Source organism: Micromonospora inyonensis (assembly GCF_900091415.1).
Taxonomy (GTDB): Bacteria; Actinomycetota; Actinomycetes; order Mycobacteriales; family Micromonosporaceae; genus Micromonospora; species Micromonospora inyonensis.
Genome location: NZ_FMHU01000002.1, coordinates 3,024,605 through 3,051,487, shown reverse-complemented (window position 1 = coordinate 3,051,487; position 26,883 = coordinate 3,024,605). Strand labels below are relative to the sequence as shown.

At 72.7% G+C, this 26,883-nt stretch carries 19 protein-coding genes and 1 pseudogene; 8 read left to right on the top strand and 12 right to left on the bottom strand.

Translation table 11 applies throughout. The features are described from left to right. Positions 1–256: 256 nt before the first annotated feature. Entirely contained in the window at positions 257–2,731 is a 2,475-nt protein-coding gene (locus GA0074694_RS27910; protein ID WP_091462925.1) for a Tex family protein, read from the bottom strand. A gap of 79 nt (positions 2,732–2,810) precedes the next feature. On the opposite strand from GA0074694_RS27910, the gene GA0074694_RS27905 reads away from it, so the two are divergent. After that, positions 2,811–4,322 (top strand): deoxyguanosinetriphosphate triphosphohydrolase family protein, encoded by a 1,512-nt coding sequence (locus GA0074694_RS27905; RefSeq protein ID WP_091464163.1) that lies wholly within the window; start codon positions 2,811–2,813, stop codon positions 4,320–4,322. Positions 4,323–4,339: 17 nt separating this feature from the next. Here the strand turns inward: GA0074694_RS27905 and GA0074694_RS27900 are convergent, their stop codons facing one another. From GA0074694_RS27900 to GA0074694_RS27880, 5 genes are all read right to left on the bottom strand, one after another. Continuing rightward, positions 4,340–5,473, bottom strand: coding sequence for an MBL fold metallo-hydrolase (locus GA0074694_RS27900; protein ID WP_091462924.1), 1,134 nt, complete (start codon positions 5,471–5,473; stop codon positions 4,340–4,342). Positions 5,474–5,525: 52 nt separating this feature from the next. Continuing rightward, positions 5,526–6,431, bottom strand: coding sequence for a serine hydrolase (locus GA0074694_RS27895; protein WP_245714947.1), 906 nt, complete (start codon positions 6,429–6,431; stop codon positions 5,526–5,528). Between the two features lie 159 nt (positions 6,432–6,590). Next, a complete protein-coding gene (locus GA0074694_RS27890; protein ID WP_091462922.1) occupies positions 6,591–7,775 on the bottom strand; it encodes a zinc-dependent alcohol dehydrogenase in 1,185 nt (394 codons plus the stop codon). Positions 7,776–7,852: 77 nt separating this feature from the next. Further along, positions 7,853–9,031 (bottom strand): sensor histidine kinase, encoded by a 1,179-nt coding sequence (locus tag GA0074694_RS27885; RefSeq protein WP_091462921.1) that lies wholly within the window; start codon positions 9,029–9,031, stop codon positions 7,853–7,855. Beyond that, complete coding sequence (locus tag GA0074694_RS27880; protein WP_176738144.1) at positions 9,028–9,684, bottom strand: response regulator transcription factor; 657 nt, start codon at positions 9,682–9,684, stop codon at positions 9,028–9,030. The genes GA0074694_RS27885 and GA0074694_RS27880 overlap by 4 nt, the downstream gene beginning before the upstream one ends. Positions 9,685–9,819: 135 nt before the next feature. Here GA0074694_RS27880 and GA0074694_RS27875 point away from each other — a divergent pair, with 135 nt between their 5' ends. Genes GA0074694_RS27875 through GA0074694_RS27860 form a run of 4 tightly spaced genes read left to right on the top strand, consistent with a single transcriptional unit; the run spans position 9,820 to position 13,454 of the window. Next, positions 9,820–10,362, top strand: a complete 543-nt coding sequence (locus GA0074694_RS27875; protein WP_091462919.1) for a hypothetical protein — start codon at positions 9,820–9,822, stop codon at positions 10,360–10,362. Continuing rightward, on the top strand, positions 10,359–11,513 hold the full coding sequence (locus GA0074694_RS27870; RefSeq protein WP_245714946.1) for a peptidoglycan-binding protein: 1,155 nt from the start codon (positions 10,359–10,361) through the stop codon (positions 11,511–11,513). Before GA0074694_RS27875 ends, GA0074694_RS27870 begins: the two co-directional genes overlap by 4 nt. Continuing rightward, positions 11,506–12,219: an ABC transporter ATP-binding protein gene (locus GA0074694_RS27865; protein WP_245714945.1), complete on the top strand. Its 714-nt coding sequence runs from the start codon at positions 11,506–11,508 to the stop codon at positions 12,217–12,219. The genes GA0074694_RS27870 and GA0074694_RS27865 overlap by 8 nt, the downstream gene beginning before the upstream one ends. Positions 12,220–12,278: 59 nt before the next feature. Further along, positions 12,279–13,454 (top strand): ABC transporter permease, encoded by a 1,176-nt coding sequence (locus GA0074694_RS27860; protein ID WP_091464155.1) that lies wholly within the window; start codon positions 12,279–12,281, stop codon positions 13,452–13,454. A gap of 226 nt (positions 13,455–13,680) precedes the next feature. On the opposite strand, the gene GA0074694_RS27855 is transcribed toward GA0074694_RS27860, so the two are convergent. The 4 genes from GA0074694_RS27855 to GA0074694_RS27840 form a co-directional block, all read right to left on the bottom strand. Beyond that, on the bottom strand, positions 13,681–15,396 hold the full coding sequence (locus GA0074694_RS27855) for a hypothetical protein (RefSeq protein ID WP_091462918.1): 1,716 nt from the start codon (positions 15,394–15,396) through the stop codon (positions 13,681–13,683). Positions 15,397–16,226: 830 nt separating this feature from the next. Continuing rightward, positions 16,227–16,988, bottom strand: a complete 762-nt coding sequence (locus GA0074694_RS27850; RefSeq protein ID WP_091462917.1) for a succinate dehydrogenase/fumarate reductase iron-sulfur subunit — start codon at positions 16,986–16,988, stop codon at positions 16,227–16,229. Continuing rightward, positions 16,985–18,922 (bottom strand): fumarate reductase/succinate dehydrogenase flavoprotein subunit, encoded by a 1,938-nt coding sequence (locus GA0074694_RS27845; protein WP_091462916.1) that lies wholly within the window; start codon positions 18,920–18,922, stop codon positions 16,985–16,987. The genes GA0074694_RS27850 and GA0074694_RS27845 overlap by 4 nt, the downstream gene beginning before the upstream one ends. A 2-nt stretch (positions 18,923–18,924) precedes the next feature. Then, positions 18,925–19,614 (bottom strand): succinate dehydrogenase cytochrome b subunit, encoded by a 690-nt coding sequence (locus GA0074694_RS27840; protein ID WP_281190357.1) that lies wholly within the window; start codon positions 19,612–19,614, stop codon positions 18,925–18,927. A gap of 72 nt (positions 19,615–19,686) precedes the next feature. On the opposite strand from GA0074694_RS27840, the gene GA0074694_RS27835 reads away from it, so the two are divergent. Next, positions 19,687–20,619: a LysR family transcriptional regulator gene (locus GA0074694_RS27835; RefSeq protein WP_091462914.1), complete on the top strand. Its 933-nt coding sequence runs from the start codon at positions 19,687–19,689 to the stop codon at positions 20,617–20,619. 7 nt (positions 20,620–20,626) lie between these two features. On the opposite strand, the gene hrpA is transcribed toward GA0074694_RS27835, so the two are convergent. Beyond that, positions 20,627–24,733, bottom strand: a complete 4,107-nt coding sequence (hrpA, locus tag GA0074694_RS27830; RefSeq protein ID WP_091462913.1) for an ATP-dependent RNA helicase HrpA — start codon at positions 24,731–24,733, stop codon at positions 20,627–20,629. A 44-nt stretch (positions 24,734–24,777) separates the two neighbouring features. Then, positions 24,778–25,050 (bottom strand): hypothetical protein, encoded by a 273-nt coding sequence (locus tag GA0074694_RS27825; RefSeq protein ID WP_091462912.1) that lies wholly within the window; start codon positions 25,048–25,050, stop codon positions 24,778–24,780. Positions 25,051–25,141: 91 nt separating this feature from the next. Between GA0074694_RS27825 and GA0074694_RS27820 the strand changes: the two genes are divergently transcribed. Continuing rightward, positions 25,142–25,522 (top strand): cytidine/deoxycytidylate deaminase family protein, encoded by a 381-nt coding sequence (locus GA0074694_RS27820; RefSeq protein ID WP_091462911.1) that lies wholly within the window; start codon positions 25,142–25,144, stop codon positions 25,520–25,522. Positions 25,523–26,165: 643 nt separating this feature from the next. Next, positions 26,166–26,860: pseudogene (locus tag GA0074694_RS27815) on the top strand (C39 family peptidase). Positions 26,861–26,883: the final 23 nt, after the last annotated feature.

Here is a 26,883-nt window from a genome sequence, read left to right as displayed (position 1 = left end):
CCCGACGGTACGCCGCCGGCCGTCCGCTGGCGGCGCGGGCTACGGTGCGGTTCCGTCGTGCCGAGCAGGCAGCGTCACTGTGGGCCTTCCGGGGCGCGCGCGTCCAGCTGTGCCGCCACACAGCCTTACCAGATCTCCGGCGGGCGGCAGCAGAGCGGGCCACCTGCCAACCCACCTGTGAGTCCGGCCGGCCCGACCGGGGAACGACCAGACTCACAGGTGGCCCGACGCCTCGCCGGATCGGACGGCCTTCGGATCAGGCCAGGCCGGCGCGGCGGAGGGCGTCGGCCATCGCCCCGGACGGCGGCGGCGTGGCACCGCCGCGCCCCTGGCGCTGCGGCGCGCCGCCGCGTGAACCCCGGGCACCGCCCCGGTCCGTCGCCGAGGATCCCCGGTCGCCGCGTCCGCCCTGGTCACCCCGGGAGTCGCGGCCGCCCTGGTCGCCCCGGGGGCCGCCGCGCTCCCGCCGGCCACCGTCGGCCGGGCCACGACCGGTGGGCGTGCCCGGCTCGTCGTCCAGCCGCAGGGTCAGCGAGATCCGCTTGCGCGGCACGTCCACGTCGAGCACCTTGACCCGGACGACGTCCCCGGACTTGACCACGTCGCGAGGGTCCTTGACGAAGGTGTGCGACATCGCCGAGACGTGCACGAGGCCGTCCTGGTGCACGCCGACGTCCACGAACGCGCCGAAGGCGGCCACGTTGGTGACCACGCCCTCCAGGATCATCCCCGGGGTCAGGTCACCGATCTTCTCCACGCCCTCGACGAAGGTCGCGGTCCGGAACTCCGGTCGCGGGTCGCGTCCCGGCTTCTCCAGCTCCGCCAGGATGTCGGTGACCGTGGGCAGGCCGAACGTGTCGTCGACGAAGTCGGTCGCCTTCAGCCCGCGCAGGATGGTGCTCTTCCCGATCAGCGAGCGCACGTCCTGCCCGGTGTGGGCGAGGATGCGCCGCACCACCGGGTACGCCTCGGGGTGCACGCTGGAGGAGTCCAGCGGGTCGTCGCCGCCGGGGATGCGCAGGAAGCCGGCGCACTGCTCGAACGCCTTCGGCCCGAGCCGGGGCACCTTTTTCAGCTCGGCCCGGGTCCGGAACGGCCCGTTGGCGTCCCGGTGCAGGACGATGTTCTCGGCCAGCCCGGCGCCGATGCCGGAGACCCGGGTCAGCAGCGGCGCGGAGGCGGTGTTGACGTCCACGCCGACCGCGTTCACGCAGTCCTCGACCACGGCGTCCAGCGAGCGGGACAGCTTCACCTCGGACAGGTCGTGCTGGTACTGCCCGACGCCGATCGAACGCGGGTCGATCTTGACCAGCTCGGCGAGCGGGTCCTGGAGGCGGCGGGCGATGGAGACCGCCCCGCGCAGCGAGACGTCCAGGCCGGGCAGCTCCTGCGAGGCGTACGCGGAGGCGGAGTAGACCGACGCGCCGGCCTCGGAGACCACCACCTTGGTCAGCGTCAGCTCCGGGTGCCGCTTGATCAGGTCACCGGCGAGCTTGTCGGTCTCCCGGCTGGCGGTGCCGTTGCCGATCGCCACCAGCTCCACGCCGTGCGCGGCGGCCAGCGTGGCCAGGGTGGCGATCGAGGCGTCCCACTGCCGGCGCGGCTCGTGCGGGTAGATGGTGTCGGTGGCGACCACCTTGCCGGTGGCGTCCACCACGGCCACCTTGACCCCGGTCCGCAGGCCCGGGTCGAGGCCCATGGTCGGGCGGGTGCCGGCCGGTGCGGCGAGCAGCAGGTCCCGCAGGTTGGTGGCGAAGACCCGGACCGCCTCGTCCTCGGCCGCCTGCCACAGCCGCATCCGCAGGTCCGCGCCGAGGTGGATGAGGATCCGGGTACGCCAGGCCCAGCGCACCGTGTCGGCCAGCCAGCGGTCCGCCGGCCGGCCGGAGTCGCTGACGCCGAAGCGGCCGGCGATGGCCGCCTCGTACCGGGTCGGGCCGGTGACCGGGGCGTCGGCGTCGCCGCCGGGCTCCGGGTCCATGGTCAGGTCGAGCACACCCTCCTTCTCGCCCCGCAGCATCGCCAGGATCCGGTGCGAGGGGAGCTTCGGGAACGGCTCGGTGAAGTCGAAGTAGTCGGCGAACTTCGCGCCAACCGTCTCCTGTCCCTCGCGTACCCGGGCGACCAGGCGACCCCGCGACCACATCTGCTCGCGCAGCGTGCCGATCAGGTCGGCGTCCTCGGCGAACCGCTCGATGAGGATGGCCCGCGCACCCTCCAGGGCGGCGGCCGGATCGGCGACGCCCTTCTCCGCGTCGACGAAGCCGGCGGCGACGGCCTTCGGGTCCTGCGTCGGGTCGGCCAGCAGCGTGTCCGCCAGCGGCTCCAGCCCCGCCTCCCGGGCGATCTGCGCCCGGGTCCGCCGCTTCGGCTTGTACGGCAGGTAGATGTCCTCCAGCCGGGCCTTCGAGTCGGCGGCCACGATCTGCGCTTCCAGGGCCTCGTCGAGCTTGCCCTGGCTGCGGATCGACTCCAGGATGGCGGCCCGCCGCTCGTCCAGCTCGCGCAGGTAGCGCAGCCGCTCCTCGAGGGTGCGCAGCTGCGCGTCGTCGAGCAGGCCGGTGGCCTCCTTGCGGTAGCGGGCGATGAACGGCACGGTGGCGCCGCCGTCGAGCAGCTCCACGGCTGCGCGTACCTGACGTTCGGTGACGCCGAGTTCCTCGGCGATCCGCTGATGAACGGACTGGGTCACTGTTCTGATCCGCCTTCTCCGGTGGGTTCCGTCCTGCATTGTGCCGCCCCACGCTGACACGGTCGTCGTGGCGGTACGTGGGCGCGCCGGACGGTGTCGCTGCGCTAGCGTGGCGATCATGGAACAACCTGCGGACCCCCGGGCCCGGCGGCTCTTCGGCGGCAGCGCCCGCGCCCTGGGTGACCTCGCGGCGAGTCCGTTCCGTGCCGACCGGGACCGGATCGTGGGCTCGCCCTTCTTCACCCGCCTCGGCGGTGTGACCCAGGTGGTCAGCCCCGGCGGTTCCGGCCTGCTGGTGCACAACCGCCTCACCCACAGCCTCAAGGTCGCCCAGGTCGCCCGGGCCATCGCCGAGCGGCTCACCGCCGACGACCGCTACCGGGACCTGCTGGCCGCCCTCGGCGGCTGCGACCCGGACGTGGTGGAGGCTGCCGCGCTCGCCCACGACCTCGGCCACCCGCCCTTCGGGCACCTGGGGGAGCGGGTGCTGGACCGGCTGGCCCGCCAGCGTCTCGGCCTGCCCGACGGCTTCGAGGGCAACGCCCAGTCGTACCGGATCGTCACCTCGACCGAGATCGGCGGCGCGGCCACCATCGGCCTCGACCTGACCGCGGCGGTGCGGGCCGCGATGCTGAAGTACCCGTGGACCCGGCTGGACCACCCCGACCCGCATCCCCGGCACCTGGACCCACCGCCCCGGGGTGCCGCCGCCCCGGCGGACGACCCGGCCAGCGGCTCGGCGAAGTTCGGCGCCTACCGCACCGAACTGGACGACCTGCGACAGGCCCGGGAACCGTTCGTGGGGCGGATCGCGGACTGGCAGCAGACCGTCGAGGCGTCGGTGATGGACACCGCCGACGACGTCGCGTACGCCATCCACGATGTGGAGGACTTCCACCGGGTCGGCGTGCTCCAGCAGGGCGCGGTGGCCGCCGAGCTGACCGCCTGGCAGAAGGAGCACGGTCACTACCGGTCGGTCACCGACGCGGCGCTGGCCAGCACCGCACGCCGTCCCGGCGCGGCGATCGAGCGGTTGCGCCGGCAACTGCACCGCAAGGACGGCTGGATCGCCGACGACGAGGCGTTCGCCGCCGCCGTCGAGCACGTCCGCCGGGAAGTCGTCGAGGGCCTGCTCGCCCTGCCGTTCGACGGCTCGATCGAGGCGGAGCAGTACGTGGCCCGCTTCTCCGCCCGCTGGACCACCCGCTTCGTCGACGCGATCCAGGTGGTCCGGGAGCCGTCGGTGCGCTCCGGGCACGTGCAGCTCGCCGCGCCGCAGTGGCACGAGGTGCAGGTGCTCAAGTTCGTCCACCACCGGTTCGTGCTGGCCCGGCCGGACCTCGCGCTGCACCAGCGCGGCCAGGCCCGGCTGCTCGGCACGCTGGTCGAGGCGCTCTGGGAGTGGCTCCTCGACCCCGAGGAGGAGTCCCGGCTGCCCCGCCGCCTGCACGACCTGGTCGAGCTGGCCGAGGCGGAGCTGCACCCGCGCACCGCGGACCGCTCGGCGCGCGCCCGGGGCCGGGCCATCGTCGACTTCGTCGCGCTGCTCACCGACTCGCAGGCGGTGGCGATGCTGGACTCGCTCTCCGGCCGCTCCGGCGCGCTCTGGACGGACGCCTTCGTGCTCTGACCGGCACCGCCAGGCGCTCAGGCGACCTGGTCCCACCAGGCGTCCACCGCTGGCGGGTCGTCCACCACCACCCGCTCGCCTGGGCGGGGCACGGCGATCCGGACGCCCCGGGCCTTCGCCTCCCGCCAGAGCCGGTTCACCGGCTCGGCCCAGTCGTGCAGGGCCAGGTTGAAGGTGCACCAGTGCACCGGCACCAGCAGCCCGCCCCGCACGTCGAGGTGGGCGACGACCGCCTCCTCCGGGAACATGTGGATGTTCGGCCAGGCCCGGTCGTACGCGCCGATCTGGGTCAGCGTCACGTCGAACGGTCCGTACGTCTCGCCGATGTCGGCGTACCCGGGGAAGTAGCCGGAGTCGCCGGTGTAGAAGACCCGGCGGTGCGTCCCGGCCAGCACCCACGAGCCCCAAAGCGTGCCGTCACGGCGCAGGCCCCGGCCGGAGAAGTGCTGCGCGGCGGTGGCGGTGATCGTCAGCCCGGCCACCCGGTGGCTCTCCGCCCAGTCCAGCTCGACGATCCGGTCCGCCGGCACACCCCACCGGTCCAGGTGCGCGCCGATGCCGAGCGGCACCAGGAACGGCGCGGCCTGGGTGTCCCACAGGCGGCACACCGTCGCCATGTCGAGGTGGTCGTAGTGGTCGTGGGAGATCACGATCGCGTCCACCGGGGGCAGTTCGTCGAGGCCCACCGGCGGGGCGTGCAGCCGGCGCGGGCCGACCACCTGCGACGGGGAGCAACGGTCGCTCCACACCGGGTCGAGGAGCACCCGCCGTCCCTCGATCTCGACCAGCGCGGACGCGTGGCCGTACCAGACGACGGCGAGTTCCCGCTCGTCGCCGCTGCCGGGAGCCGGCCGCAGCAGCGGCACCGGCCGCGTCGGCCGGCGTCGCTGCTGGCCGAAGAGCAGTTCCCACAGCAGGTTCCGGCCGGGGTCGGCGATCGTCGTGCGGACGTCGGCGGGGTTGTGGAACGCGCCGTCGTGGAACTGCGGCGATCGGCGGACGCGTTCGGCGCGGGCCCCGGTGAGCCGGCCCCCCAGTGCGGCCGGCACGTCCCGGGCGGCCCAGGCGAGGGTAGCCAGCGCGGCCAGGCCCACCACCCCGGCCACCCGACCGCCCCGGCCCCGTCGTGCCCGCTGCTCGCGTCCCCCCATGAACCTTCCCTCCGCCCGGTCGAACCCCGGGTGCCACGGTAGCCCCGACGCGTCAGCCGCCGTTGCTCGGGCGCTGGCGGCTGACCCGGTGAGCCGTTCCGGTGCCGGTCAGGCCGTCCACCGCGTCGAGGAAGCTCCGTCCCATCTTCGCCCGTGCGGTGACCGCCGGGTGGGTTCCGCCGAAGTTGCCCGGGTCGGCCTGCCCGGCGGCGAAGAGGGCGTACGTCAGCACCGGGGCCCCGGCCCGGTCGAAGATCACGCCGGCCTCGTTGCGCGCGTCGGCGTACCAGCCGCCCTTGGTGGCGACGCGGGCCCGTTCGTCGGAGGACATGGTGCGTCGGACGCCGTCGGTGTGGGCGATCGGGGCGCGCAGCTGACGCAGCAGGAACGCCGTGGAGGCGGGGGCGAGCAGAGTGCCGGCCACCAGCGCGCGGAGCAGGCCGTGTGTCTCCCGGGGGGTGCTGGTGCCGAGGTAGAACCGGTTCGGGTTGGCCACCGGCTGCACCTGCGTGTTCGGGAAGCCCTTGGCCTGGAGGATCGTGTTCAGCTCGGCCGCCGGGCAGACCAGGCCGCACAGCCGTACGGCGGTGTCGTCGGAGACGGTGAGCAGCGCCGCGAGGGCGTGGCCGAGGGTGACCGAGCTGGGGTACGCCCCGTCCAGGCTGAAAATGCCGTCCCCGCCGGGGATCACGATCGCGGAGGTGACGTCGAGTCGCTGGGTGAGCGTGAGCAGTCCCCGGTCGACCTTGTCCAACACCGCCACGGCGACGGCGATCTTGTTCACGCTGTACGCCTCGAGCAGGCGGTCCGGTTCGTCGGCGACCGCCGGCAGCGGTGCGCCCGCCGGGTCGGCGACGCTGACGTACGCCTGCCAGCTGCCACCGGCGTCCAGGGTGTGCTGCTGGTACGCGGCGGCGACCAGGGCGGCGGCCTGGGCGGGGGTGCCCCTGGCAGTCACGCGTGTCTCCTCGTCCCGTGCGGCCGGAGTGTCCATCCGGTCACCGTAGGCGATGGAGCGTGTGCGGTGGGTACGGCCTGATCGTCGCCGACGGTGGAGCGTGGTGCCGACGGTGGCCGGAGCGTCACCGTCCCGTCGCGCCGGTGACGACCATCCGACTCACGGGGCGAGCACGACCTTGACGCAGCCGTCCGCCTTCTTCTGGAACATCTCGTACGCCTTCGGCGCGTCATCCAGCGGCAACCGGTGGGTACGCAGGTCCGCCACGCCCAACGGGTCGTCGTCGCCGGACAGCAGCGGCAGGATCTCGTCGGTCCAGCGGCGGACGTGGCACTGGCCCATCCGCAGCTGCACGCCCCGGTCGAACATCTCCATCAGCGGCAGCGGGTCCACCTCGCCGCCGTACACCCCGGAGACGGAGACGGTGTCACCCCGCCGGACGGCTTTGAGCGCGGCCTTGAGCACGACGAGCCGGTCCACGCCCACCTTGTCGGTCATCGCCTGGGCCAGCCGGTCCGGCAACAGGCCGGCGGCGGTCTGGGCGATCCGCCCGGAGGTCGAGCCGTGGGCCTCCATGCCGACCGCGTCGATCACCGCGTCCGGCCCGCGCCCGTCCACCAGGTCGATCAGTGCGCCCGGCACGTCCTCCAGCTGGGTCACGTCGAGCACCTCGATGCCGTGCCGGCGGGCCATCTCCAGCCGTTCCGGCACCAGGTCCAGCCCGATCACCCGGCCCGCGCCGAGGTGGCGGCCGATGCGGGCGCAGAACTGGCCGACCGGACCGAGCCCGAAGACGGCGAGCGTGCCGCCGGGCGGGGTGTCGGCGTACGTCACCGCCTGCCAGGCGGTGGGGAGAATGTCGGAGAGGTAGAGGTACCGCTCGTCCGGGCCGTTCTCCGGGACCTTGATCGGCCCGAACTGGGCCTGCGGCACCCGCAGGTACTCGGCCTGCCCGCCCGGCACCGAGCCGTACAGGGAGGTGTAGCCGAACAGCGCCGCGCCCTTGCCCTCCGAGGTGACCTGCGTGGTCTCGCACTGCGCGTAGAGCTGCCGGTCGCACATCCAGCAGGGCCCGCAGGCGATGGTGAACGGCACCACCACCCGGTCGCCCGGCCGGAGCCGGGTCACCCCGGAGCCGACCTCCTCGACGATGCCCATCGGCTCGTGCCCGAGGACGTCCCCCGGTTTCAGGAACGGCCCGAGCACCTCGTAGAGATGCAGGTCCGAGCCGCAGATCGCGGTCGAGGTGATCCGGACGATCGCGTCGGTGGGCTCCTCGATCCTCGGGTCCGGGACCTCCTCCACCCGTACGTCCCGCTTCCCGTGCCAGGTCAGTGCCTTCATTCCGGTCCCTCCGCCGTCTCGGGTCGTCCTTTTCGGGACTGCTACCCGGGCAGCGACCGGTGAACCTCCCCGCCGTTTCACCCCGCGCCGGGGGTGGGCAGGGAGACGGTGACGACCAGACCGCCGCCCGGCCGGGGCAGGGCGTGCACCGTGCCCCCGTGCGCCCGGGCCACCGCCCGGACGATGGACAGGCCGAGCCCGAAACCCCGGTTGCCGGCCGCCCGCTCCCGGTTCAACCGCCGGAAGGGCAGGAAGATCGACTCGACCTCGTACCCGGGCACGACCGGTCCGGTGTTGCTGACGGTCAGCACGGCCCGGCCGTCGGTCGTCGTGGTGCTGACGGTCAGCCACCCGTCCTCGCCGAGGTTGTGCCGTACCGCGTTCTCCAGCAGGTTCTGGGTGAGCCGCTCCAGCAGCACCGGGTCGCCGACCGTACGAGCCGGGGCCAGCTGTCGGGAGACCGCCAGTGCCGTCCGGGCGGCGGTCTGGTCGGTCAGGTGACCGGCCATCTCGGCGAGGTCCACCTCGGTACGTTCGGTCAGCGTGTTCTCCGAGTCGGCGAGGGTGAGCAGACCGTCGATCAGCCGTTCGTGCCGTTCGTTCACCGTGAGCAGCACCTCCCCGAGCTGGCGCAGCTCCGCCGGGGCGTCCGGTCGGGTGATGGCCAGTTCGACCAGGGACCGGTTGATCGCCAGCGGGGTGCGCAGCTCGTGCGAGGCGTTGGCGACGAACCGTCGTTGGCCGTCGAAGGACCGGTCGAGCCGTTCCAGCATCAGGTCGAAGGTGTCGGCGAGTTCCTTCACCTCGTCGGTCGGACCGTCCAGGGCGATCCGCTCGTGCAGGCCCTTGCCGGCACCGTCCGCGCCGGCGATCCGGCGGGCGGTCCCGGTGATCTGGTTCAGCGGCTGCAACGCCCGCCCGGCGACCAGCCAGCCGAACGCGACGGCGGCGACCGTCACCACGGCCAGCGCCACCCCGCCCTGGGTCAGCAGGGAGTCCAGCGCGTCCTGCCGGACGTCCTCCTGCACCTGCCGGACCAGTCCGCGCAGGGTCTCCGCCTGCTCGGAGGTGATCTTGGTGCCGGACTGCGGCAGCGACACCTTGCCGGAGTCCCGGCTGCGCAGGTCGAACCCGAGACCACGGGTGAGCCGCTGGTCGACCAGCACGTAGGTCACCGCGAGCAGCACCGTGCCGGCGAACAGGAACAGCCCGCCGTAGACCAGCGTGAGCCGGGCGCGGATGGTCAGCTTCTTCACCGGATGCGGTACCCCGCGCCGGGCACCGTCTCGATGACGGGCGGCTCGCCGAGCTTGCGGCGCAGCTTCATCACGGTCACCCGCAGCACGTTGGTCAGCGGGTCGATGTGCTCGTCCCAGGCCCGTTCCAGCAGTTCCTCGGCGGAGACCACCGCCCCGTCGGCCCGCAGCAGCTCGGCCAGCACCCCGAACTCCTTGCGGGACAGCGGCACGGGGCGCCCGTCCCGGGTCACCTCCCGCCGGGCCGGGTCCAGCACGATGCCGGCCCGGGTCAGCCTGGGGGGCGCGGCCGGCCGGGTACGCCGGGTCAGTGCGTGCACCCGCGCGCTCAACTCGATGAACGCGAACGGCTTGGTCAGGTAGTCGTCGGCCCCGATGGCCAGCCCGGCGACCCGCTCCCGGACGGCGGCGGCGGCGGTCAGCATCAGCACCCGGGTCTCCCGGTCGGAGTCGACCACCGCCCGGCACACGTCGTCGCCGTGCACCACCGGCAGGTCCCGGTCGAGCACCACCACGTCGTACCCGTTGACCCCGAGCCGTTCCAGCGCGGCGTCCCCGTCGTACACGACGTCCACCGCGAAGGACTCCCGGCGCAGCCATTCGGCAATCGCGTCCGCCAGGAGCCGTTCGTCTTCGACCACCAGTACCCGCACCGTCACATCCTCGCCCATCGCGGCGTAACCACGCCGTTAACGGATCCGCGGCGTTTACGCTCTGGCTACGCCCCGTGACGTTGACTTCTCCGTGGACGCCGGTTTCACCGGCGGAGGAGAGAGGAGCACGAGACGATGCGGAGACGGCTGACGGGCGTACTGCTCGCCCTGCCCCTCGCGGCGGCCTTCGGTCTGGCCGGCTGCAGCGGGGGCGACCGGGACGACGAGGGGGTGGCCAACGCCGGTGGTGGCGGTGCGCGGCCGACGCTCACCGCCGTCGCGTTGAGCGACGAGGAGCGCCGGATCAGGTTCACCAGATGCCTGCGCGAGCAGGGGCTGGACGTGGCGGATCCGGAGCCGGGCCAGAACGGCCCGCGCTTCAAACCGGGTTCCAACGTGGACCGCACGAAGGTCCAGGCGGCGCTCCAGGCGTGCCGGGAGTACGCCCCGAACGGCGGACAACCCCGGCAGCTCAACGCCGACCAGGTCGAACAGGTCCGCAAGCTGGCCCGCTGTATGCGGGAGAACGGCGTGCCGAACTTCCCCGACCCGGACGCCGACGGCCGGATCCAGCCCGGCAAGGCCGACATCGACCGGCAGGACCCGGCGGTCCGGGCGGCGTTCGACAAGTGCCGCGAGGTGGTGCCCAACCTCGACAACCGTCTGGGGACGCCGTGAGCGCGCCGATGGGCACCGACATCGGGGTCACCCCGGTGGGCGGTGGCGACGGCACGACGGAGGCGCCGCACCGCCGACGTCGGTGGCGGCCGGTCACCGTGCTGGCCGCCGGGGCGGCCGTCGTGCTGGCCGGCGGCGCGGTCGCGGTCGGTGTGTCCTCCGACGGCGGCGCCGGGGAGTCGGCCGGGGCCGCCCCGCTCCCGCCGACCACCACCGCCGTCGCGCGGCAGACCCTCGTCGACCGGGAGACCAAGACCGGCGAGCTGGGGTACGGCACCCCGCGCGCCCTGGACACCCGCTACAGCGGCACGCTGACCTGGCTGGCAGCCACCGGGACCACGGTCGCCCGGGGCAAGGCCCTGTACCGGGTCGACGACGAGCCGGTGGTGCTGCTGCACGGCAGCCTGCCGGCGTACCGGGTCCTGCGGTCCGGGGTCAGCGGCCGGGACGTCCGGCAGTTCGAGCAGAACCTCACCGACCTGGGCTACACCGGCTTCACCGTCGACGAGGACTACACCTCCGCCACGGCCGACGCGGTCCGCCGCTGGCAGGAGGACCTGGGGGTGCCCGAGACCGGGCAGGTCGAGCCGGGCCGGATCGTCTACGCCGCCGGTACGGTCCGGGTGGCGAGCCAGGGTGCCGAGGTGGGGGACGCGGTCACCCCGGGCCGGGCGGTGCTCTCCACGACCGGCACCACCCGGTTGGTCACCTGCACACTGGACGTCGACGACCAGCGGCTGGCCCGCAAGGGCGCGGAGGTGACCATCACGTTGCCGGACGGCCGGCGCACCACCGGCCGGGTCGGCGCCGTCGAGACGGTCGTGCAGACCTCGGCGGGGGCGGCCGGACAGGATCCGGTCACCGAGACGAAGGTCGAGGTCTCGGTGACCGGGGACGACCCGGCCGCCCTGACCGGCTTCGAGCAGGCGGCGGTCGACGTCGGGTTCGTGGCGGCCCAGCGGGCGGACGTGCTCACCGTGCCGGTCGCCGCGCTGCTCGCCCTCGCCGAGGGCGGCTACGGCCTCCAGGTGGCCGACGACACGGGTACCCGGATCATCGCGGTGAAGACCGGCCTGTTCGCCGCCGGCCGGGTCGAGGTCTCCGGCGACGGGGTCGTCGAGGGGCTGACGGTGGGGATGCCCGGTGACTGAACCGATCCGCGCCGCCGCCGGCCCCGTCGTGCAGTTGCGGGACGTGACCAGGCGGTACGGCGACACCGTAGCCGCCCTCGACCGGGTCGACCTGACCATCGGTCGGGGCGAACTGGTGGCCATCGTGGGCCCCTCCGGATCCGGCAAGTCCACGATGCTCAACGTCATCGGCACCCTGGACCGGCCCACCTCGGGCACCGTGCTCGTCGACGGGTACGACACGTCGCGGCTGACCGACCGGGAACTGTCCGCCTTGCGGGCCAGCCGGATCGGTTTCGTGTTCCAGCAGTTCCACCTCGCGGTGGGCGTACCGCTGGTGGAGAACGTCGCCGACGGCCTGCTCTACGCGGGCGTACCCCGGCGGGAGCGGCACCGGCGCGCGGAGGTCGCCCTGCGCCGGGTCGGACTGGGCCACCGCCTCGACCACCGTCCGCACCAACTGTCCGGCGGCGAACGGCAGCGGGCGGCGATCGCCCGGGCCGTGGTCGGCGAACCGCCGTTGCTCCTGGCCGACGAGCCCACCGGCAACCTGGACTCCACCTCCGGAGCCGGGGTGATGGAGCTGCTGCACGGGCTGCACGCGGCCGGCACCACGGTCGTGGTGATCACCCACGACCGGGAGATCGCGGCGATCCTGCCCCGCCAAGTGCGGATGCGCGACGGGCGGATCGTCTCCGAGGGCGTCCCGCTGGGGGTGCTCCGGTGACCGCGACGACGACCCGGCCGCCGGGTGCCGACCGTCCGGAACGGCTGCGACCCGCCCGGATGCACCCGCGCGACGTGCTGCGTGTCGGCGGGGTGGGTCTGCGCACCCGTCCGCTGCGGGCCTTCCTCTCCGCGCTGGGCATCGCCATCGGCATCGCGGCGATGATCAGCGTCGTCGGGATCTCCTCGTCGTCCCGGGCCGACCTGGACCGGACCCTGGCGGCCCTGGGCACCAACCTGCTCACCGTCGCGCCGGGCAGCACCCTCTTCGGGGCGGACGCCCAACTGCCGACCGAGTCGGTGGCGATGATCTCCCGGATCGGGCCGGTGCAGCAGGTCGCCGCGGTCGCCCAGCTCGCCGACACACCGGTCTACCGGTCGGACCGGATTCCGGCCGCGCAGACCGGCGGCCTGGGGACCCAGGCGGTCACCCTGGACGTCCTGGACACGGTCGGTGGCACGGTCGCCCACGGCACCTGGCTCAACGACGCCACCGCCCGGTACCCGGCCACCGTGCTCGGCGCGGTCGCCGCCGAGCGGCTCGGGCTCGGCGCGGCCGGGCCGGACATCCAGGTCTACATCGACGGCCGGTGGTTCATCGTGATCGGGATCCTCCGGCCGGTGCCGCTCGCCCCGGAACTCGACTCGGCGGCGCTGGTCGGCTGGCCGGCCGCCACCACCTACCTCGGGCTGGACGGGCACCCGACCCGGATCTACACCCGCTCGGCCGAGGAGCACGTCGAGGCGGTACGCGGGGTGCTGGCGGCGACCGCCAACCCGGAACAGGCCAACGAGATCCAGGTGTCCCGGCCCTCGGACGCGCTCGCCGCCCGGCAGGCCACCGACGAGGCGTTCACTGGTCTGCTGCTGGGCCTGGGGGCGGTGGCCCTGCTGGTGGGCGGCGTCGGGGTGGCCAACACCATGGTCATCTCGGTGCTCGAGCGGCGAGCGGAGATCGGGTTGCGCCGCGCGCTCGGAGCCACCCGGGGGCAGGTCCGCACCCAGTTCCTCGCCGAGTCCCTGCTGCTGTCCGCCCTCGGCGGGCTGGGCGGGGTGCTGCTGGGGGTCCTCGTCACCGCCGGTTACGCCCTCTCGCAGGGCTGGCCGACGGTGGTGCCGCTGTGGGTGATGGCCGGTGGCATCGGCGCGACGATCGTCATCGGTGCGGTGGCCGGGCTCTACCCGGCGATCCGGGCCAGCCGGCTCTCGCCCACCGAGGCCCTGGCGGCGCCCTGACGGTGTACCCCGCGCTGCCGGCCCGCGCTGCCGGCCCGCGCTGCCGGCCCGCGCTGCCGGCCCGCGCTGCCGGTGGTGGTTGCAGGGGCCCCTTCCTACCGCTTTCTGTCGAGGAAGGGTCCCCTGCAACCACCCAGGCCCGACGCCCACCGTCGGATCCACGGGACGCGGGCGGCGCCCGACGGCCGGTGTCCCCACCGGTCGTCGGGCGCCGCGTGGCGTCGGGTCAGCGTCGGGTCAGCTTGTGCAGTTCCCAACCGCCCAGGTGGGTGCTCGGGTCGGTGCGCAGGTTCATCGGGTTCGCCATGCCGATGTACAGCGTGGACCCGTCCGCGACCATGGTCCGTACGCCCTGGTTGAGCGGGTTGCCGAAGCCGGTCTTGTCGACCGCGCGGGCCGGCCGACCCGGCGCGTCGAACGACCACAGGTCCGAGCCGAAGGTGGGCGCGTCGTATCCGGGCTCCGGCTCCGCCGGCATCTCGCCCTCCAGGGCGATGTAGGCGAAGTCCATGGTGCCGATGTACAGCCGCCCGCCGGCCACCATCATCTTCCAGGCGTACAGGTTGTACGGATCACCGAAACCGGATGCGCCGTGCACCGGGGTCACGCCGGTCGGGACGGTCGACCAGGCGCCGACCCCGTTGTTCGCCTTCGGGTCGAACTTGGGGAGCTCGGACTCACCGTAGAGCGTCTCCACCTTCTCGTCGGCACCGCCGAAGTCCTTGCCCCGGAGGACGACGAACGCCCGCTGGGTGTTCTTGATGGTGGCCTGGAGCTGCTCCTGGCTCTTCGGCGGGTAGACCTTGATGTGCAGCGTGGTGGCCTGGAGCGGGACGTGCATGCTGCCCCAGTAGAGGTACCCGCCGTAGGAGGCGAGACCCCCGAGCGCGTACGCCCGCCGGACCACCGGGTCCGGCTCGTATTCGGCCGGCGACCAGACCTGCGTCCAGCCGGCGGCGTCGGCCGGGGTGAGACCCGGCTCCCCGTCGGCCAGCGGCGGGCTCATCCAGATGCTGGCCAGGTCGGCGGTGTTGTTGGTGGCCTCTGGGCCGGTGGCGGAACCTTCCACGACCGCCTTCGGCCAGGTGGAGACATAGAGCCGACCCTTGTGCGCAGCGATGTCGGCGGCCTGGGTCGGCAGGTCGCCCACGACGGCGAAGGCGAACGGGTCGGTCCGGTCACCCGTCCAGCGCAGGACCCGACCGGCGTCACCGCCGTTGGTGCCCATCCCGACACCCGCGTAGAGCGCCCCGTCGGCGACGGTGAAGTGCCGGATGTTCTCGTAGTCGGAGAGGTTGGTCGAGCCGAGGTAGTGGCCGGTGAGGGCGTCGAAGGCGAACAGGTTGATGCCTCCGACGATGCTGGGGCCGCCGAGCATCACCACACCCTGGTGGGCGGCGCCGCTGCGCAGCCCAGCCGTCGAGCGCAGCAGGGCCGCGTCCGCCGCCGACGCGCCGGTGATGTCGGCGGTCCGCTCGCTGAGCCGTTCGTTCGCCAGGTCGTAGGTGTAGACCTCCGGCGGCCGGTGGTCACCGATGTTGGGCGGCAGGTCGGGGTTCTGCCGGGCCGGCTGGCTGCTGGCGTACTCGCAGGTGAAGTCGTCGTTCAGGACCGGATCGCCGGCCTGGTAGCCCTCCGGCTTGAGGCAGAGGACGTTTGCCCCGGTGCCGAACCAGAGCTTGCGTCCGGCCTTGGCCAGACCCCAGACGTACGACTGGTTGACCTTCTCCTGGCCCACCGCGCAGGGCGGTCCGGCCGGGTAGTCGACGCCGATCCCGGCGAAGCACTCGTCGGCGGTGGCCTTGGCCAGCAGCCGTACGCTCTCCGGGGGCCGCGTGCCCCCGGCGTCGACCTCGGCGGCGGCCGGGACGGCCGAGGTGGTCACGAGACCCAGGGCGACGAGGACGGTCAGTAGTCGACCTGGTGGTTGGAGCCGACGCATCTGTCTTCCTTCCGACACGTTCGCAAGCGGCGCGGAAACCGGAACGGGGTCACCGGGATCGCCGCCGGGTGGAGGGGTTGCCGCACGACTCACCGGGTGTGCCCGAAGCGTCGGGTCACCGCCTTCCGGGAGAGGTGCGGGACAGACGTTAACACGCACAGGAATGGCGTCCTATCGATTCTCGCCATTAAATATTTTAGAACGAGGGGTGCTCCGTTGATCGATCGTGGCGCCCGGTCGGAACGGGTGTCGGAAGGGAGGACGCACGCATTGTCGATCAACCGCAAAGCTGGCCAAAGGTGCACAAGGTGCCGGCTGCCCGAGGGCGGCGGCAACCAGGGTGGTCGGGACGTCCAATTGGATCTGCGGGGGCGGCGGGCCGGGTCGGATGCGATGCCGCCGGGGATTCTGGTGTGGCTATTTCCGGCCCTGCGTGAAAATTACCGTTGTTTACTCCGCATAAACCCGCGACATGACCGTTGCCCGAGTTCACCACAAGTTCTCGATCGCCCCTGGAATTTCCAAGGCTCCGCTCTCCTGCTGGGGCTCATCCGATCCCGCGGGGCGACCCGGGGGCGGGAGGCGCACGACCCTGAGTCGTCTCCGGAGCCGGGGGAACCGTCAGCGACCACCGTGCCGGGGACGGCCACTCCGGCTGTCGTCCCGGAGACCGGAAGCGGGACCAGCGACCCCTCGCACCAGGTGGTCTGGGCAGCCAGGTCCGGGGCCGTGTCATCCAGCTCCGCGACGTCGTCATCGGTCTGCCGGTCGGCCGGGGCCTGCTGCGCGTGGCAGGGTGCCACGCCCTCCGTCCCGGGCGAGCTCTCGGGTCAGGAGCCCCGGGTGTCGCCGCGCTTGGCGGTCGCCTTCAGGTAGTCGCGGTTGAGCCGGCCGATGGTGTTCAGCGGGATGCCCTTCGGGCAGACCACCGTGCACTCGCCGGCATTGGTGCAGCCGCCGAAGCCGGCCTCGTCGTGCGCGTCGACCATGCCGACCACCCGGGTGTACCGCTCGGGCTGGCCCTGCGGCAGCAGCGAGAGCTGGGTGACCTTGGCGGCGGTGAAGAGCATCCCCGAGCCGTTCGGGCAGGCGGCCACGCACGCGCCGCAGCCGATGCAGGCCGCCGCCTCGAACGCGGCGTCCGCGTCGGCCTTCGGCACCGGGGTGGCGTGCGCCTCGGGGGCGCTGCCGGTCGGCGCGGTCACGTACCCGCCGGCCGCGATGATCGTGTCGAAGGCGCTCCGGTCGACCACCAGGTCCTTGACCACGGGGAAGGCGCGGGCCCGCCACGGCTCGATGTCGATGGTGTCCCCGTCGGAGAACTGCCGCATGTGCAGCTGGCAGGCGGTGGTGCCGCGCTGCGGCCCGTGTGCGTCGCCGTTGATCATCAGACCGCACATGCCGCAGATGCCCTCGCGGCAGTCGTGGTCGAAGGCGACCGGCTCCTCACCGGCGAGGGTCAGCCGCTCGTTGAGCACGTCGAGCATCTCCAGGAACGACATGTCCGGGGAGACGTCCTCGACCTGGTAGGTCACCATCCGACCCCTGTCCCTCGGGCCGGACTGCCGCCAGATGCGCAGGGTCAGGTTCACTTGTAGCTCCGCTGCGCGGGGTGGACGTATTCGAAGGTCAGGTCTTCCCGGTGCAGCACCGGCGGCTGGTCGCCGCCGGTGAACTCCCAGGCCGCCACGTACGCGAAGCGCTCGTCGTCGCGCTGCGCCTCGCCGTCCGGCGTCTGGTGCTCGGCCCGGAAGTGGCCGCCGCAGGACTCCTCCCGGTGCAGGGCGTCGACGCACATCAGCTCGGCCAGCTCGAAGAAGTCGGCCACCCGGCCGGCCTTCTCCAGCGACTGGTTGAGCCCCTCGCCGTCGCCCGGCACCCGGACCCGCTGCCAGAACTGCTCGCGCAGCGCCCGGATCTCGTCGATCGCCTTGCGCAGCCCGGCCTCGGAGCGCTCCATGCCGCAGTGCTCCCACATGATCTGGCCCAGCTCGCGATGGAACGAGTCGACGGTCCGGTCGCCGTTCACCGCCAGCAGCCGCTGGAGGCGGTCCTCGACGCCCCGCCGCGCCTCGACCGCCGCCGGGTGGCTCGCCGTCACCGGCGCGAACGGGCCGGCGGCGAGGTAGTTGGCGATGGTGTTGGGCAGTACGAAGTACCCGTCGGCGAGGCCCTGCATCAGGGCGGACGCGCCGAGCCGGTTCGCACCGTGGTCGGAGAAGTTCGCCTCACCGATCACGAACAGCCCGGGGATGGTCGACTGGAGGTCGTAGTCGACCCAGAGCCCGCCCATCGTGTAGTGCACCGCCGGGTAGATCCGCATCGGCACCTGGTACGGGTCCTCGCCGGTGATCCGCTCGTACATCTCGAAGAGGTTGCCGTACTTCGCCTCGATGGCCTTGCGGCCGAGCCGGGCGATGGCGTCGGCGAAGTCGAGGTAGACCCCGAGTCCGCCGGGGCCGACCCCCCGCCCCTCGTCACAGACCTTCTTCGCGGCCCGGGAGGCGATGTCCCGGGGGACCAGGTTGCCGAAGGACGGGTAGATCCGCTCGAGGTAGTAGTCCCGCTCGTCCTCGGGGATGTCCCTCGGACTGCGCTGGTCGCCCTCGGCCTTCGGCACCCAGACCCGGCCGTCGTTGCGCAGCGACTCGCTCATCAGGGTCAGCTTCGACTGGTGGTCGCCGGAGACCGGGATGCAGGTCGGGTGGATCTGCGTGTAGCAGGGGTTGGCGAAGTACGCGCCCCTGCGGTGCGCCCGCCAGGTGGCGGTGACGTTGCAGCCCTTGGCGTTGGTCGAGAGGTAGAAGACGTTGCCGTACCCGCCGGAGGCGAGCACCACCGCGTCGGCGAACTCGCACGTGATCTCGCCGGTGACCAGGTCCCGGACCACGATGCCCCGGGCCCGGCCGTCGACGACGATCAGCTCCAGCATCTCGTGCCGGGCGTTCATCTCCACGGTGCCCAGCCCGATCTGCCGCTCCAGGGCCTGGTACGCCCCGAGCAGCAGCTGCTGGCCGGTCTGCCCCCGGGCGTAGAAGGTGCGCTGCACCTGCGCGCCGCCGAAGGACCGGGTGTCGAGCAGACCGCCGTACTCGCGGGCGAAGGGCACGCCCTGGGCGACGCACTGGTCGATGATGTTCACCGACACCTCGGCCAGCCGGTGCACGTTCGACTCGCGGGAGCGGAAGTCGCCGCCCTTGACCGTGTCGTAGAAGAGCCGGTGCACCGAGTCGCCGTCGTTGCGGTAGTTCTTCGCGGCGTTGATGCCGCCCTGGGCGGCGATCGAGTGCGCCCGGCGCGGGCTGTCCTGGTAGCAGTAGCTCTTCACCCGGTAGCCCTGCTCGGCGAGGGTGGCGGCGGCGGACCCGCCGGCCAGCCCGGTGCCGACCACGATCACCGTCATCTTCCGCCGGTTGGCCGGGTTGACCAGCTTGGCTTCGAACCGCCGCCGTTCCCAGCGGCTCTCGACCGGCCCGTCGGGAGCGGTGGTGTCGGCGATCGGGTCACCCGTACGGTACAGATCCATGATCAGTCCACCAATCCGGTGAGCACGGCGAACGGGACCACCAGGTAGCCGGCGCAGAGGGCGACGGAGAAGAGCAGGGCGACCATCCGGGCCCGACGCTCGCCGTGCGGGGTCTGCTGACCGAGGCTGCGCAGCGCGCTGAACAGGCCGTGCCGCAGGTGGAACCCGACGGAGACGACCGCCAGGGTGTAGAAGAGCGTGACGTACCAGCGGGACGGGGCGAAGTCGGCGACCACGTTGGCGTACGGGCGGCTCGGGTCGCCGACCGGGTTCAGCGTCCCGGTGGTCAGGTCGAGCAGGTGGTAGATCACGAAGAGCAGGATGATCACGCCGCCCCAGCGCATCGTCCGGGCAGCGTAGCTGCCCCGCACCTTCTTGCGGTGGGCGTAGCGGACCGGGCGGGCGGCGCGGGCGCGGCGGGCGAGCGTGGTGGCTGCCGCGATGTGCGCCAGCACCGCCACGAGCAGACCGACGCGCAGGATCCAGAGGAACCAGACGCCGGGCAGGACCGGCGTGCCGATCTCGCGGAGCCAGTGGGCGTAGTGGTCGAACGAGGTCTGCCCGGCGAAGACCTTCAGGTTGCCGAGCATGTGCGCGACCAGGAACAGCACCAGGACGATGCCCGTCACCGCCATGACGGCCTTCAGGCCGACGTTGGAGCGGACGGGTGACCGGGTTGACGTGACTACCACCCGATCGACGCTAGGAGGAACTGCGATCAGTCGTCCAATGCATCGAACCCGCACCCTGTATAGCTTTAGGCTATGCAGATGCAGTTCCATCAGCTCCGGTACTTCGTGGCAGTGGCTGAACTACGACATTTCACCCAAGCTGCCGACCTCGTCGGGATCACCCAGCCATCGTTGAGTAAGCAAATTCACGCCCTGGAGACATCGCTCGGAACCCGCCTCTTCGAGCGGATCCGGGGCAACATCGCCCTCACCGCCGCCGGGGAGGTGCTGCTCCCGTCCGCCAAGCGGATCCTCGCCGACGTGGAGACCGCGCAGCGTGAGGTGCAGGAGCTGGTCGGCCTGCGCCGGGGCCGGGTCCGTCTCGGGGCCACGCCCAGCCTGGTCACCTCGCTCGCCCCGCCGGTGCTGCGTCGGTTCCGCGACGCGCATCCCACCGTCGACCTGCGGGTGGAGGAGGGCGGCTCACAGGATCTGGTCCGGGACCTGCTCCGCGGCGACCTCGACCTGGCGCTGATCATCATGCCGGGCCAGGGCCACGAGCCCGGGCTGCGCGCCGAGCCGATCCTGCGGGAGAGCCTGGTGGTCGCCTCGCTGGAACCGCTCCCGGCCGCCACCGGCGGCGAGTTGCGCATCGCCGACCTGCGCGACCAGCCGCTGGTCATGTTCCGGCAGGGCTACGACATCCGCGACGCCACCCTGGACGCCTGCCGGACCGCCGGCTTCGAGCCCTCCTTCGCCGTGGAGGGGGGCGAGATGGACGCGGTGCTCAGCTTCGTCGAGGCCGGCCTCGGGGTGGCCCTGGTGCCGGGCATCGTGGTCGCCCGCCGGCCCCGCATCCGGGTCACCCCGCTCGCCCCGCCCGGCGTGCGCCGGACCATCGTGGTGGCCCGCCGGCGGGACGCGGTGCCCACCCACGCCGGCCGGGAGCTGCGCCGGATCCTGCTCGACCACATCCGGGCCGCCACCGCCCAGGGGAACCTGCCGCCCGGTGTCGAACCGCTGTAGGGCCGCCTCAGCGTCCCTCGGCCGCGTCCATCGCCCGGTAGATCCGTTGCTCCGAGACCGGGTACGGGGTTCCCAGCGCCTGCGCGAAGACGTTCACCCGCAGCTCCTCGATCATCCAGCGGATCTGCCGGACCGACTCCTCGTTCCGCCGGGTCGGGGGCAGGGCGGCGAGCATGTCCTGGTACTCCTTCTGCACCACCGCGATCCGGTCCTGCTGCTGGCGGTCCCGTTGCGGGTTGCCGGGCAACCGGTCCAGCCGCCGCTCGATCGCGGTGAGGTAGCGCAGCAGGTCCGGTAGGCGGGCGTACCCGGCCTCGGTGACGAACCCGGCGTGCACCAGCCCGGCGAGCTGGGCCTTGATGTCGGCCAGCGCGGCCACCAGGGTCAGGTCGGTGGTGCGGGTCAGCCGCTGCTGCACCGCGTGGGCGGCGGCGAGCACCTTCCGGACCCGGTCCATCACCTCGACGACGGTGTCCACCAGGTCGGCGCGGACCTTCTCGCGCAGCGCGGCGAAGCCGTCGGCGTCCCAGGCCGGGCCGCCCGCGTCGGCGACCAGCCGGTCGATCGCCGCCCCGGTCGCGTCGGCGATGAGCGCCTGCACACCGCCGTGCGGGTTGCGGCTCAGCGCCAGCTTCGCCTCGTTGGTCAGCCGTCCCTGGAGGAACTTCGCCGGGTTGGCCACGGTCAGCCGCAGCAGCCGCCGGGTCCCGGCCCACATCGCCGCCACCTGCTCGGCCTCGGAGTCGAAGACCCGCACCCCGACCGTCTCGCCCTCGTCGACCAGTGCCGGGTACGCGGTGACCCGGTACCCGGCCCGGACCTGCTCGATGGTGCGTGGCAGCGTCCCGATGCTCCACTCGCGCAGCCCGGAACGGGCCACGTCCGGCGCGGCGGCGGCGACCACCTGGCGTACCTCGGCCTTGAGCTGGCGTTGCAGGGCCGGCAGGTCCTTGCCCTCGGCGACCGGTTTGTTCTCCTCGTCGAGCACCCGGAAGGTGACCCGCAGGTGCGCCGGCAGCTTGTCCAGGTCCCACGCGTCGCGGGGCACGGTCACCCCGGTCATCCGGCGCAGCACCCGGGTCAGCGCGTCCAGCAACGGCTCCTCGCCCGGGGTGATCGCCGCCAGGGCGGCGCGCGCGAAGTCCGGCACCGGTACGAAGTTGCGCCGGATCACCTTGGGCAGCGAGCGGATCAGCGCGACCACCAGTTCCTCGCGCAGCCCCGGCACCTGCCAGTCGAAGGTCTCCGCTGGCACCTGGTTGAGCAGCGGCAGCGGGATGTCCACGGTCACCCCGTCGGTCGGGGTGCCCGGCTCGAACCGGTAGGTCAGCGGCAGCGTGACCCCGTCGGAGTGCCACTCGTCGGGGTAGTCCGCCTCGTCCACCCCGCCCCGGCCGGCGTTGACCAGCAGCTCGCGGGTGAAGGTGAGCAGGTCGGGCTGCTCCCGTCGAACCTTCTTCCACCACGCGTCGAAGTGCCGCCCGGAGACCACGTCGGCGGGGATCCGCTGGTCGTAGAAGGCGAAGATGGTCTCGTCGTCGACCAGGATGTCCCGGCGCCGGGCCCGGTGCTCCAGCTCCTCGATGTCGGTGAGCAGCCGCTGGTTCTCCGCGTAGAACCGGTGGTGGGTGGACCAGTCGCCCTCGACCAGCGCGTGCCGGATGAACAGCTCCCGGCTCAGCGCCGGATCGATCCGGCCGAAGTTGACCTTCCGGCCGGTGACCAGGGGGATGCCGTACAGGGTCACCTTTTCGTAGGCGAGCACCGCCGCCTGCTTCTTCTCCCAGTGCGGCTCGCTGTAGCTGCGCTTGACCAGGTGCTGGGCGAGGGGCTCGACCCACTCCGGCTCGACCCGGCCGGCGACCCGGCCCCAGAGCCGGGAGGTCTCCACCAACTCGGCGGCCATCACCCAGCGCGGCGGCTTACGGAACAGCGCCGATCCGGGGAAGAGGGCGAACTTCGCGCCCCGCGCGCCGAGGTACTCGTGCTTCTGCGAGTCCTTCAGCCCGATGTGGGAGAGCAGCCCGACCAGCAGGGACTGGTGCACCTTCGGGGTGTCGATCTCCTCCGGCAGGTCCGCGCCCCGGTCCCGCCGTCCGCCGCCGGTCTCCGCCGCCTCGCGCCGGCCGCCGTCCGCCGCGTCCGCCGCCGGCCCGCGCCGGCCGCGTCCGCCCGCACCCGGTTCCGGGGTACGCAACACCTGGCGCAGCTGGCTGACGATGTCCTGCCACTCGCGTACCCGCAGGTAGTTGAGGTACTCCGCCTTGCACATCCGGCGGAACGCGCTGGAGGAGAGCGCCCGCTGCTGCTCCCGCAGGTAGCGCCAGAGATTCAGGAAGGTGACGAAGTCGGACTCCTTGTCGGTGAAGCGGGCGTGCGCCTGGTCGGCCTGGGCCTGCTTCTCCGCCGGCCGTTCGCGCGGGTCCTGGATGGAGAGCGCAGCGGCGATCACGACGACCTCGGTGGCGCAGCCGTTGCGTTCGCCCTCCACCACCATCCGGGCCAGCCGGGGGTCCACCGGGAGCTGGGCCAACCGCCGCCCGAGCGGGGTGAGCCGCTTCGCCGGGTCGGTCTGGGTCAGGTCGAGCGCGCCCAGCTCGTGCAGCAGGTTCACGCCGTCGGTGACGTTGCGCCGGTCCGGCGGGTCGATGAACGGGAACGCGGCGATGTCCCCGAGCCCGATCGCGGTCATCTGGAGGATGACCGAGGCCAGGTTGGTGCGGAGGATCTCCGGGTCGGTGAACTCCGGACGGGAGAGGAAGTCCTGCTCGTCGTAGAGGCGGATGCAGATGCCGTCGGAGGTCCGCCCGCACCGCCCCTTGCGCTGGTTGGCCGACGCCTGGGAGACCGGCTCGATCGGCAGCCGTTGCACCTTGAGCCGGCTGGAGTAGCGGGAGATCCGCGCGGTGCCCGGGTCCACCACGTACTTGATGCCGGGAACGGTCAGCGAGGTCTCCGCGACGTTGGTGGCGAGCACCACCCGACGTCCGGTGTGCGGGGCGAAGACCCGGTGCTGCTCGGCGGAGGAGAGCCGGGCGTACAGCGGCAGGATCTCGGTGCCGAGCAGCGACCGTTTCCTCTCCACCAGTTTGCCCAGCGCCTCGGCGGTGTCCCGGATCTCCCGCTCGCCGCTGAGGAAGACCAGGATGTCGCCCGGCCCCTCGGCGGCCAGTTCCTCGACCGCGTCGCCGATCGCCTGGATCTGGTCGCGGACGTTCTCCTCGTCGCCCTCGTCCTCCTCGGCCTCGGTGACCTCGACCAGCGGCCGGTAGCGCACCTCCACCGGGTACGTCCGCCCGGAGACCTCCACCACCGGCGCGGGTTTCCCCTCGGTCTCGCCCTCGGCCGGCGGCGCGGCGAAGTGCCGGGCGAACCGGTCGGTCTCGATGGTCGCCGAGGTGATGATCACCTTCAGGTCGGGCCGGCGGGGGAGGAGCTGCCGCAGGTACCCGAGGATGAAGTCGATGTTCAGGCTGCGCTCGTGCGCCTCGTCGATGATCAACGTGTCGTACTGGCGCAGCATCCGGTCGTTCTGGAGTTCGGCGAGCAGGATGCCGTCGGTCATCAACTTGACCAGGGAACGGTCGCTGACCTGGTCGGTGAAGCGCACCTTGTAGCCGACCACGTCGCCCAGCTCGGTGCCCAGCTCCTCGGCGATGCGGTCGGCGACCGTACGGGCGGCCAGCCGCCGGGGCTGGGTGTGCCCGATCAGCCCCTGCACGCCCCGCCCCAGCTCCAGGCAGATCTTCGGCAGCTGGGTGGTCTTGCCCGACCCGGTCTCGCCGGCCACGATCACCACCTGGTGGTCGCGGATCGCGGCGGCGATGTCGTCCTTGCGCTCGCTGACCGGCAGGCCCACCGGATAGGTGATCCTCGGGACGGCGGCCCGGCGGGCGGCCAGCCGCGTCTCGGCACCGGCCACGTCGGCGGTGATCCCGGCCAGCGCGGCGTCCCGGCGGGCTGGGTCACGCAGCCGGCGTGCCCCGTCCAACCGGCGTTGGACGCGGCGCTGGTCGCGGAACATCAGCTCGGCGACCCGGCGGTGCAGCTCGCGGTGGGCGGCGGCGGGCTCGCGGACACTGTCGGGCGCGGCGGAGGCGGGAGGATTCTGCATGTCGTCGCCAAGGATAGGCAGCTTGCCGCCCGACCGCTTCCGGGTTACCGCCGGCCGGCTGCTGCGGGCCCCAACCGCCCGGTCGGGCCGGGCACCTGGGCGCAGTGGCCAGGCCGGGTGCCGTCCCACCCGTCGGGCAACCGGTACGACCACCCCGGCCGCCAGTCGAAGGGCGCGTCGACCAGCTCGGCCAAGGCCCGGCCGTGCAGCAGGTGGTCCGACGCCCGCCGGCTCGCGGAGTGGGCGACGATCAGCACCCGTCGCCCGTCCCATCCGGCGGCGAGGTCCCGCAGGAAGTCCGCGGCGCGGGCCACCACCGCCTGGTCTCCATCGTGGGAGCGGGAGGGGGCCCTCGACCGCCGTGGGTCCGGTCTACAGTTGATCGCCGATCGAGCACGGGGGGACGCGATGACGTTGCGGGACACCGACCGGGCGTTGGTGCAGGCCGCCGGCGCGGTCGCCCGGCTGCGTTGCCGCAGTGCCCGACACACCGTGGCCGCTGCGGCGAGGACGCCCCAGGGGCGGGTCCTCACCGGGGTGAACCTGCTCCACGACATCGGCGACACCTGCGCCGAGCTGGTCACCGTCGGCGTGGCCGTCACCCAGGCCGCCGGGGAACTCGAGACGATCGTGGCAGTGGGGGACCGGGGACGGGAGATCCTGCCGCCCTGCGAGCGGTGCCGGCGGGTGCTGCTCGACTACTTCCCGGCGATCCGGGTGGTCGTCGGGCCGATGGAGGATCCGCGAGTGCTGCCCCTCGCCGACCTGCCGGCAGCGGCGTCGGCTTGATCCGGGATTCGCCGGTCGGTACGGTCGTGGGCGCAATGCCCGGTTCGTTCATCATCGTCCGGGTGTGGCGGCTGGCGGCGGGCCGGCCGCCGGGAATCGGGTGGGGGTCGGTGGCGTTGGACCCGGCTCACCCCCGAGCACCACCGCTTCGCCCCCGGGGCCGGGCCCACCGCATCCGGAATGCGGACCGGACCGGTGGCGTTGTACATGGCTCACCCCCGAGCACCACCAACCCACCCCGGGTCGGGCCCCCTCCGTCCGGAATGCGGGCCGGGCCGGTGGTGTTGTACATGGCTGACGCACCCGCAAGGGCCGAGCCCCGGGTCGCCTCCCGTATGCCCTGCGCGTGACACCCCCGTGCCACGCGACGGAACCCCCCCCACCCGACGCGGTGCCGCGCGGTGAACACCTCCCGCGCGGTGAACCTCCCCGGAACACTCGAACCTCCCCCGCGTGGGTGCCTCCTGGGCGCCCGCACGCGGTCGGATCTTCCCCTCTCGCCGTGGCGCCCCCGCGCCGCGCATCCCCCGAACGGAAAGGCAGGACACCCCCATGACCACGCTGATCCGTAAGGCCGCCCTGACCATCGCCGGCGCCACCCTGACCGCGGGCGCCCTCGCCGGCCCCGCCACCGTCTTCGCCGATCCCGCCTCGGCGGCCACACCCACCTCGGCCGTCTCCGTCACCGCCGACCGCGACAACGACCGCGGCAACCGCGACGACGACCGCCGCGACGAGCGCAACGACCGCCGCGACGAGCGTCGTGACGACCGTCGTGACGACCGCCGTGACGAGCGTCGTGACGAGCGTGGCGACCGTGGGAACGGCCGTAGCGAGCGGGAACTGCGCGTGCGCTACGAGGCGCAGCCGAACTTCTACTACTGCGGCCCCGCCGCCGCCCGGAACGCCCTGTCCACCATGGACCGGAACCTCTCCCAGGACGACCTGGCCAAGGAGATGGGCACCACCGAGAACGGCACCGACTCCGCCCACCTGATCACCAAGGCCCTCAACGCCAAGACCAGCAGCGGCACCTACCGCACCATCGAACTGCCCACCCCGACCGCCGACGACAAGCAGACCGACCAGATGCGCCGGGACATCGTCACCGCCATCGACAACGGCCGCGCCATCGTCGCCAACATCGCCGGCACCGCCACCGACACCGACGGCACCCCCCACTCCTTCGAGGGCGGCCACTACATCAGCGTCGTCGGCTACCGCGACAACGGCGACACCGTCAAGATCGCCGACTCCGCCAACCCCGCCCAGGCCTCCTACTGGATCACCACCGAGGCCCTCGCCGACTGGACCGCCACCCGCGGCTACTCCGCCTGACCCACACCGAACACCCACCCACA

Excerpts from the sequence above, each read along its gene's own strand:
- GA0074694_RS27905 (WP_091464163.1), top strand. The coding sequence starts at position 2,811 with ATGGAACAACCTGCGGACCCCCGGGCCCGGCGGCTCTTCGGCGGCAGC.
- GA0074694_RS27890 (WP_091462922.1), bottom strand. The coding sequence starts at position 7,775 with ATGAAGGCACTGACCTGGCACGGGAAGCGGGACGTACGGGTGGAGGAG.
- GA0074694_RS27910 (WP_091462925.1), bottom strand. The coding sequence starts at position 2,731 with ATGCAGGACGGAACCCACCGGAGAAGGCGGATCAGAACAGTGACCCAG.
- GA0074694_RS27835 (WP_091462914.1), top strand. The coding sequence starts at position 19,687 with ATGCAGATGCAGTTCCATCAGCTCCGGTACTTCGTGGCAGTGGCTGAA.
- GA0074694_RS27855 (WP_091462918.1), bottom strand. The coding sequence starts at position 15,396 with ATGCGTCGGCTCCAACCACCAGGTCGACTACTGACCGTCCTCGTCGCC.
- GA0074694_RS27900 (WP_091462924.1), bottom strand. The coding sequence starts at position 5,473 with ATGGGGGGACGCGAGCAGCGGGCACGACGGGGCCGGGGCGGTCGGGTG.
- GA0074694_RS27875 (WP_091462919.1), top strand. The coding sequence starts at position 9,820 with ATGCGGAGACGGCTGACGGGCGTACTGCTCGCCCTGCCCCTCGCGGCG.
- GA0074694_RS27845 (WP_091462916.1), bottom strand. The coding sequence starts at position 18,922 with ATGGATCTGTACCGTACGGGTGACCCGATCGCCGACACCACCGCTCCC.
- hrpA (WP_091462913.1), bottom strand. The coding sequence starts at position 24,733 with ATGCAGAATCCTCCCGCCTCCGCCGCGCCCGACAGTGTCCGCGAGCCC.
- GA0074694_RS27820 (WP_091462911.1), top strand. The coding sequence starts at position 25,142 with ATGACGTTGCGGGACACCGACCGGGCGTTGGTGCAGGCCGCCGGCGCG.
- GA0074694_RS27860 (WP_091464155.1), top strand. The coding sequence starts at position 12,279 with ATGCACCCGCGCGACGTGCTGCGTGTCGGCGGGGTGGGTCTGCGCACC.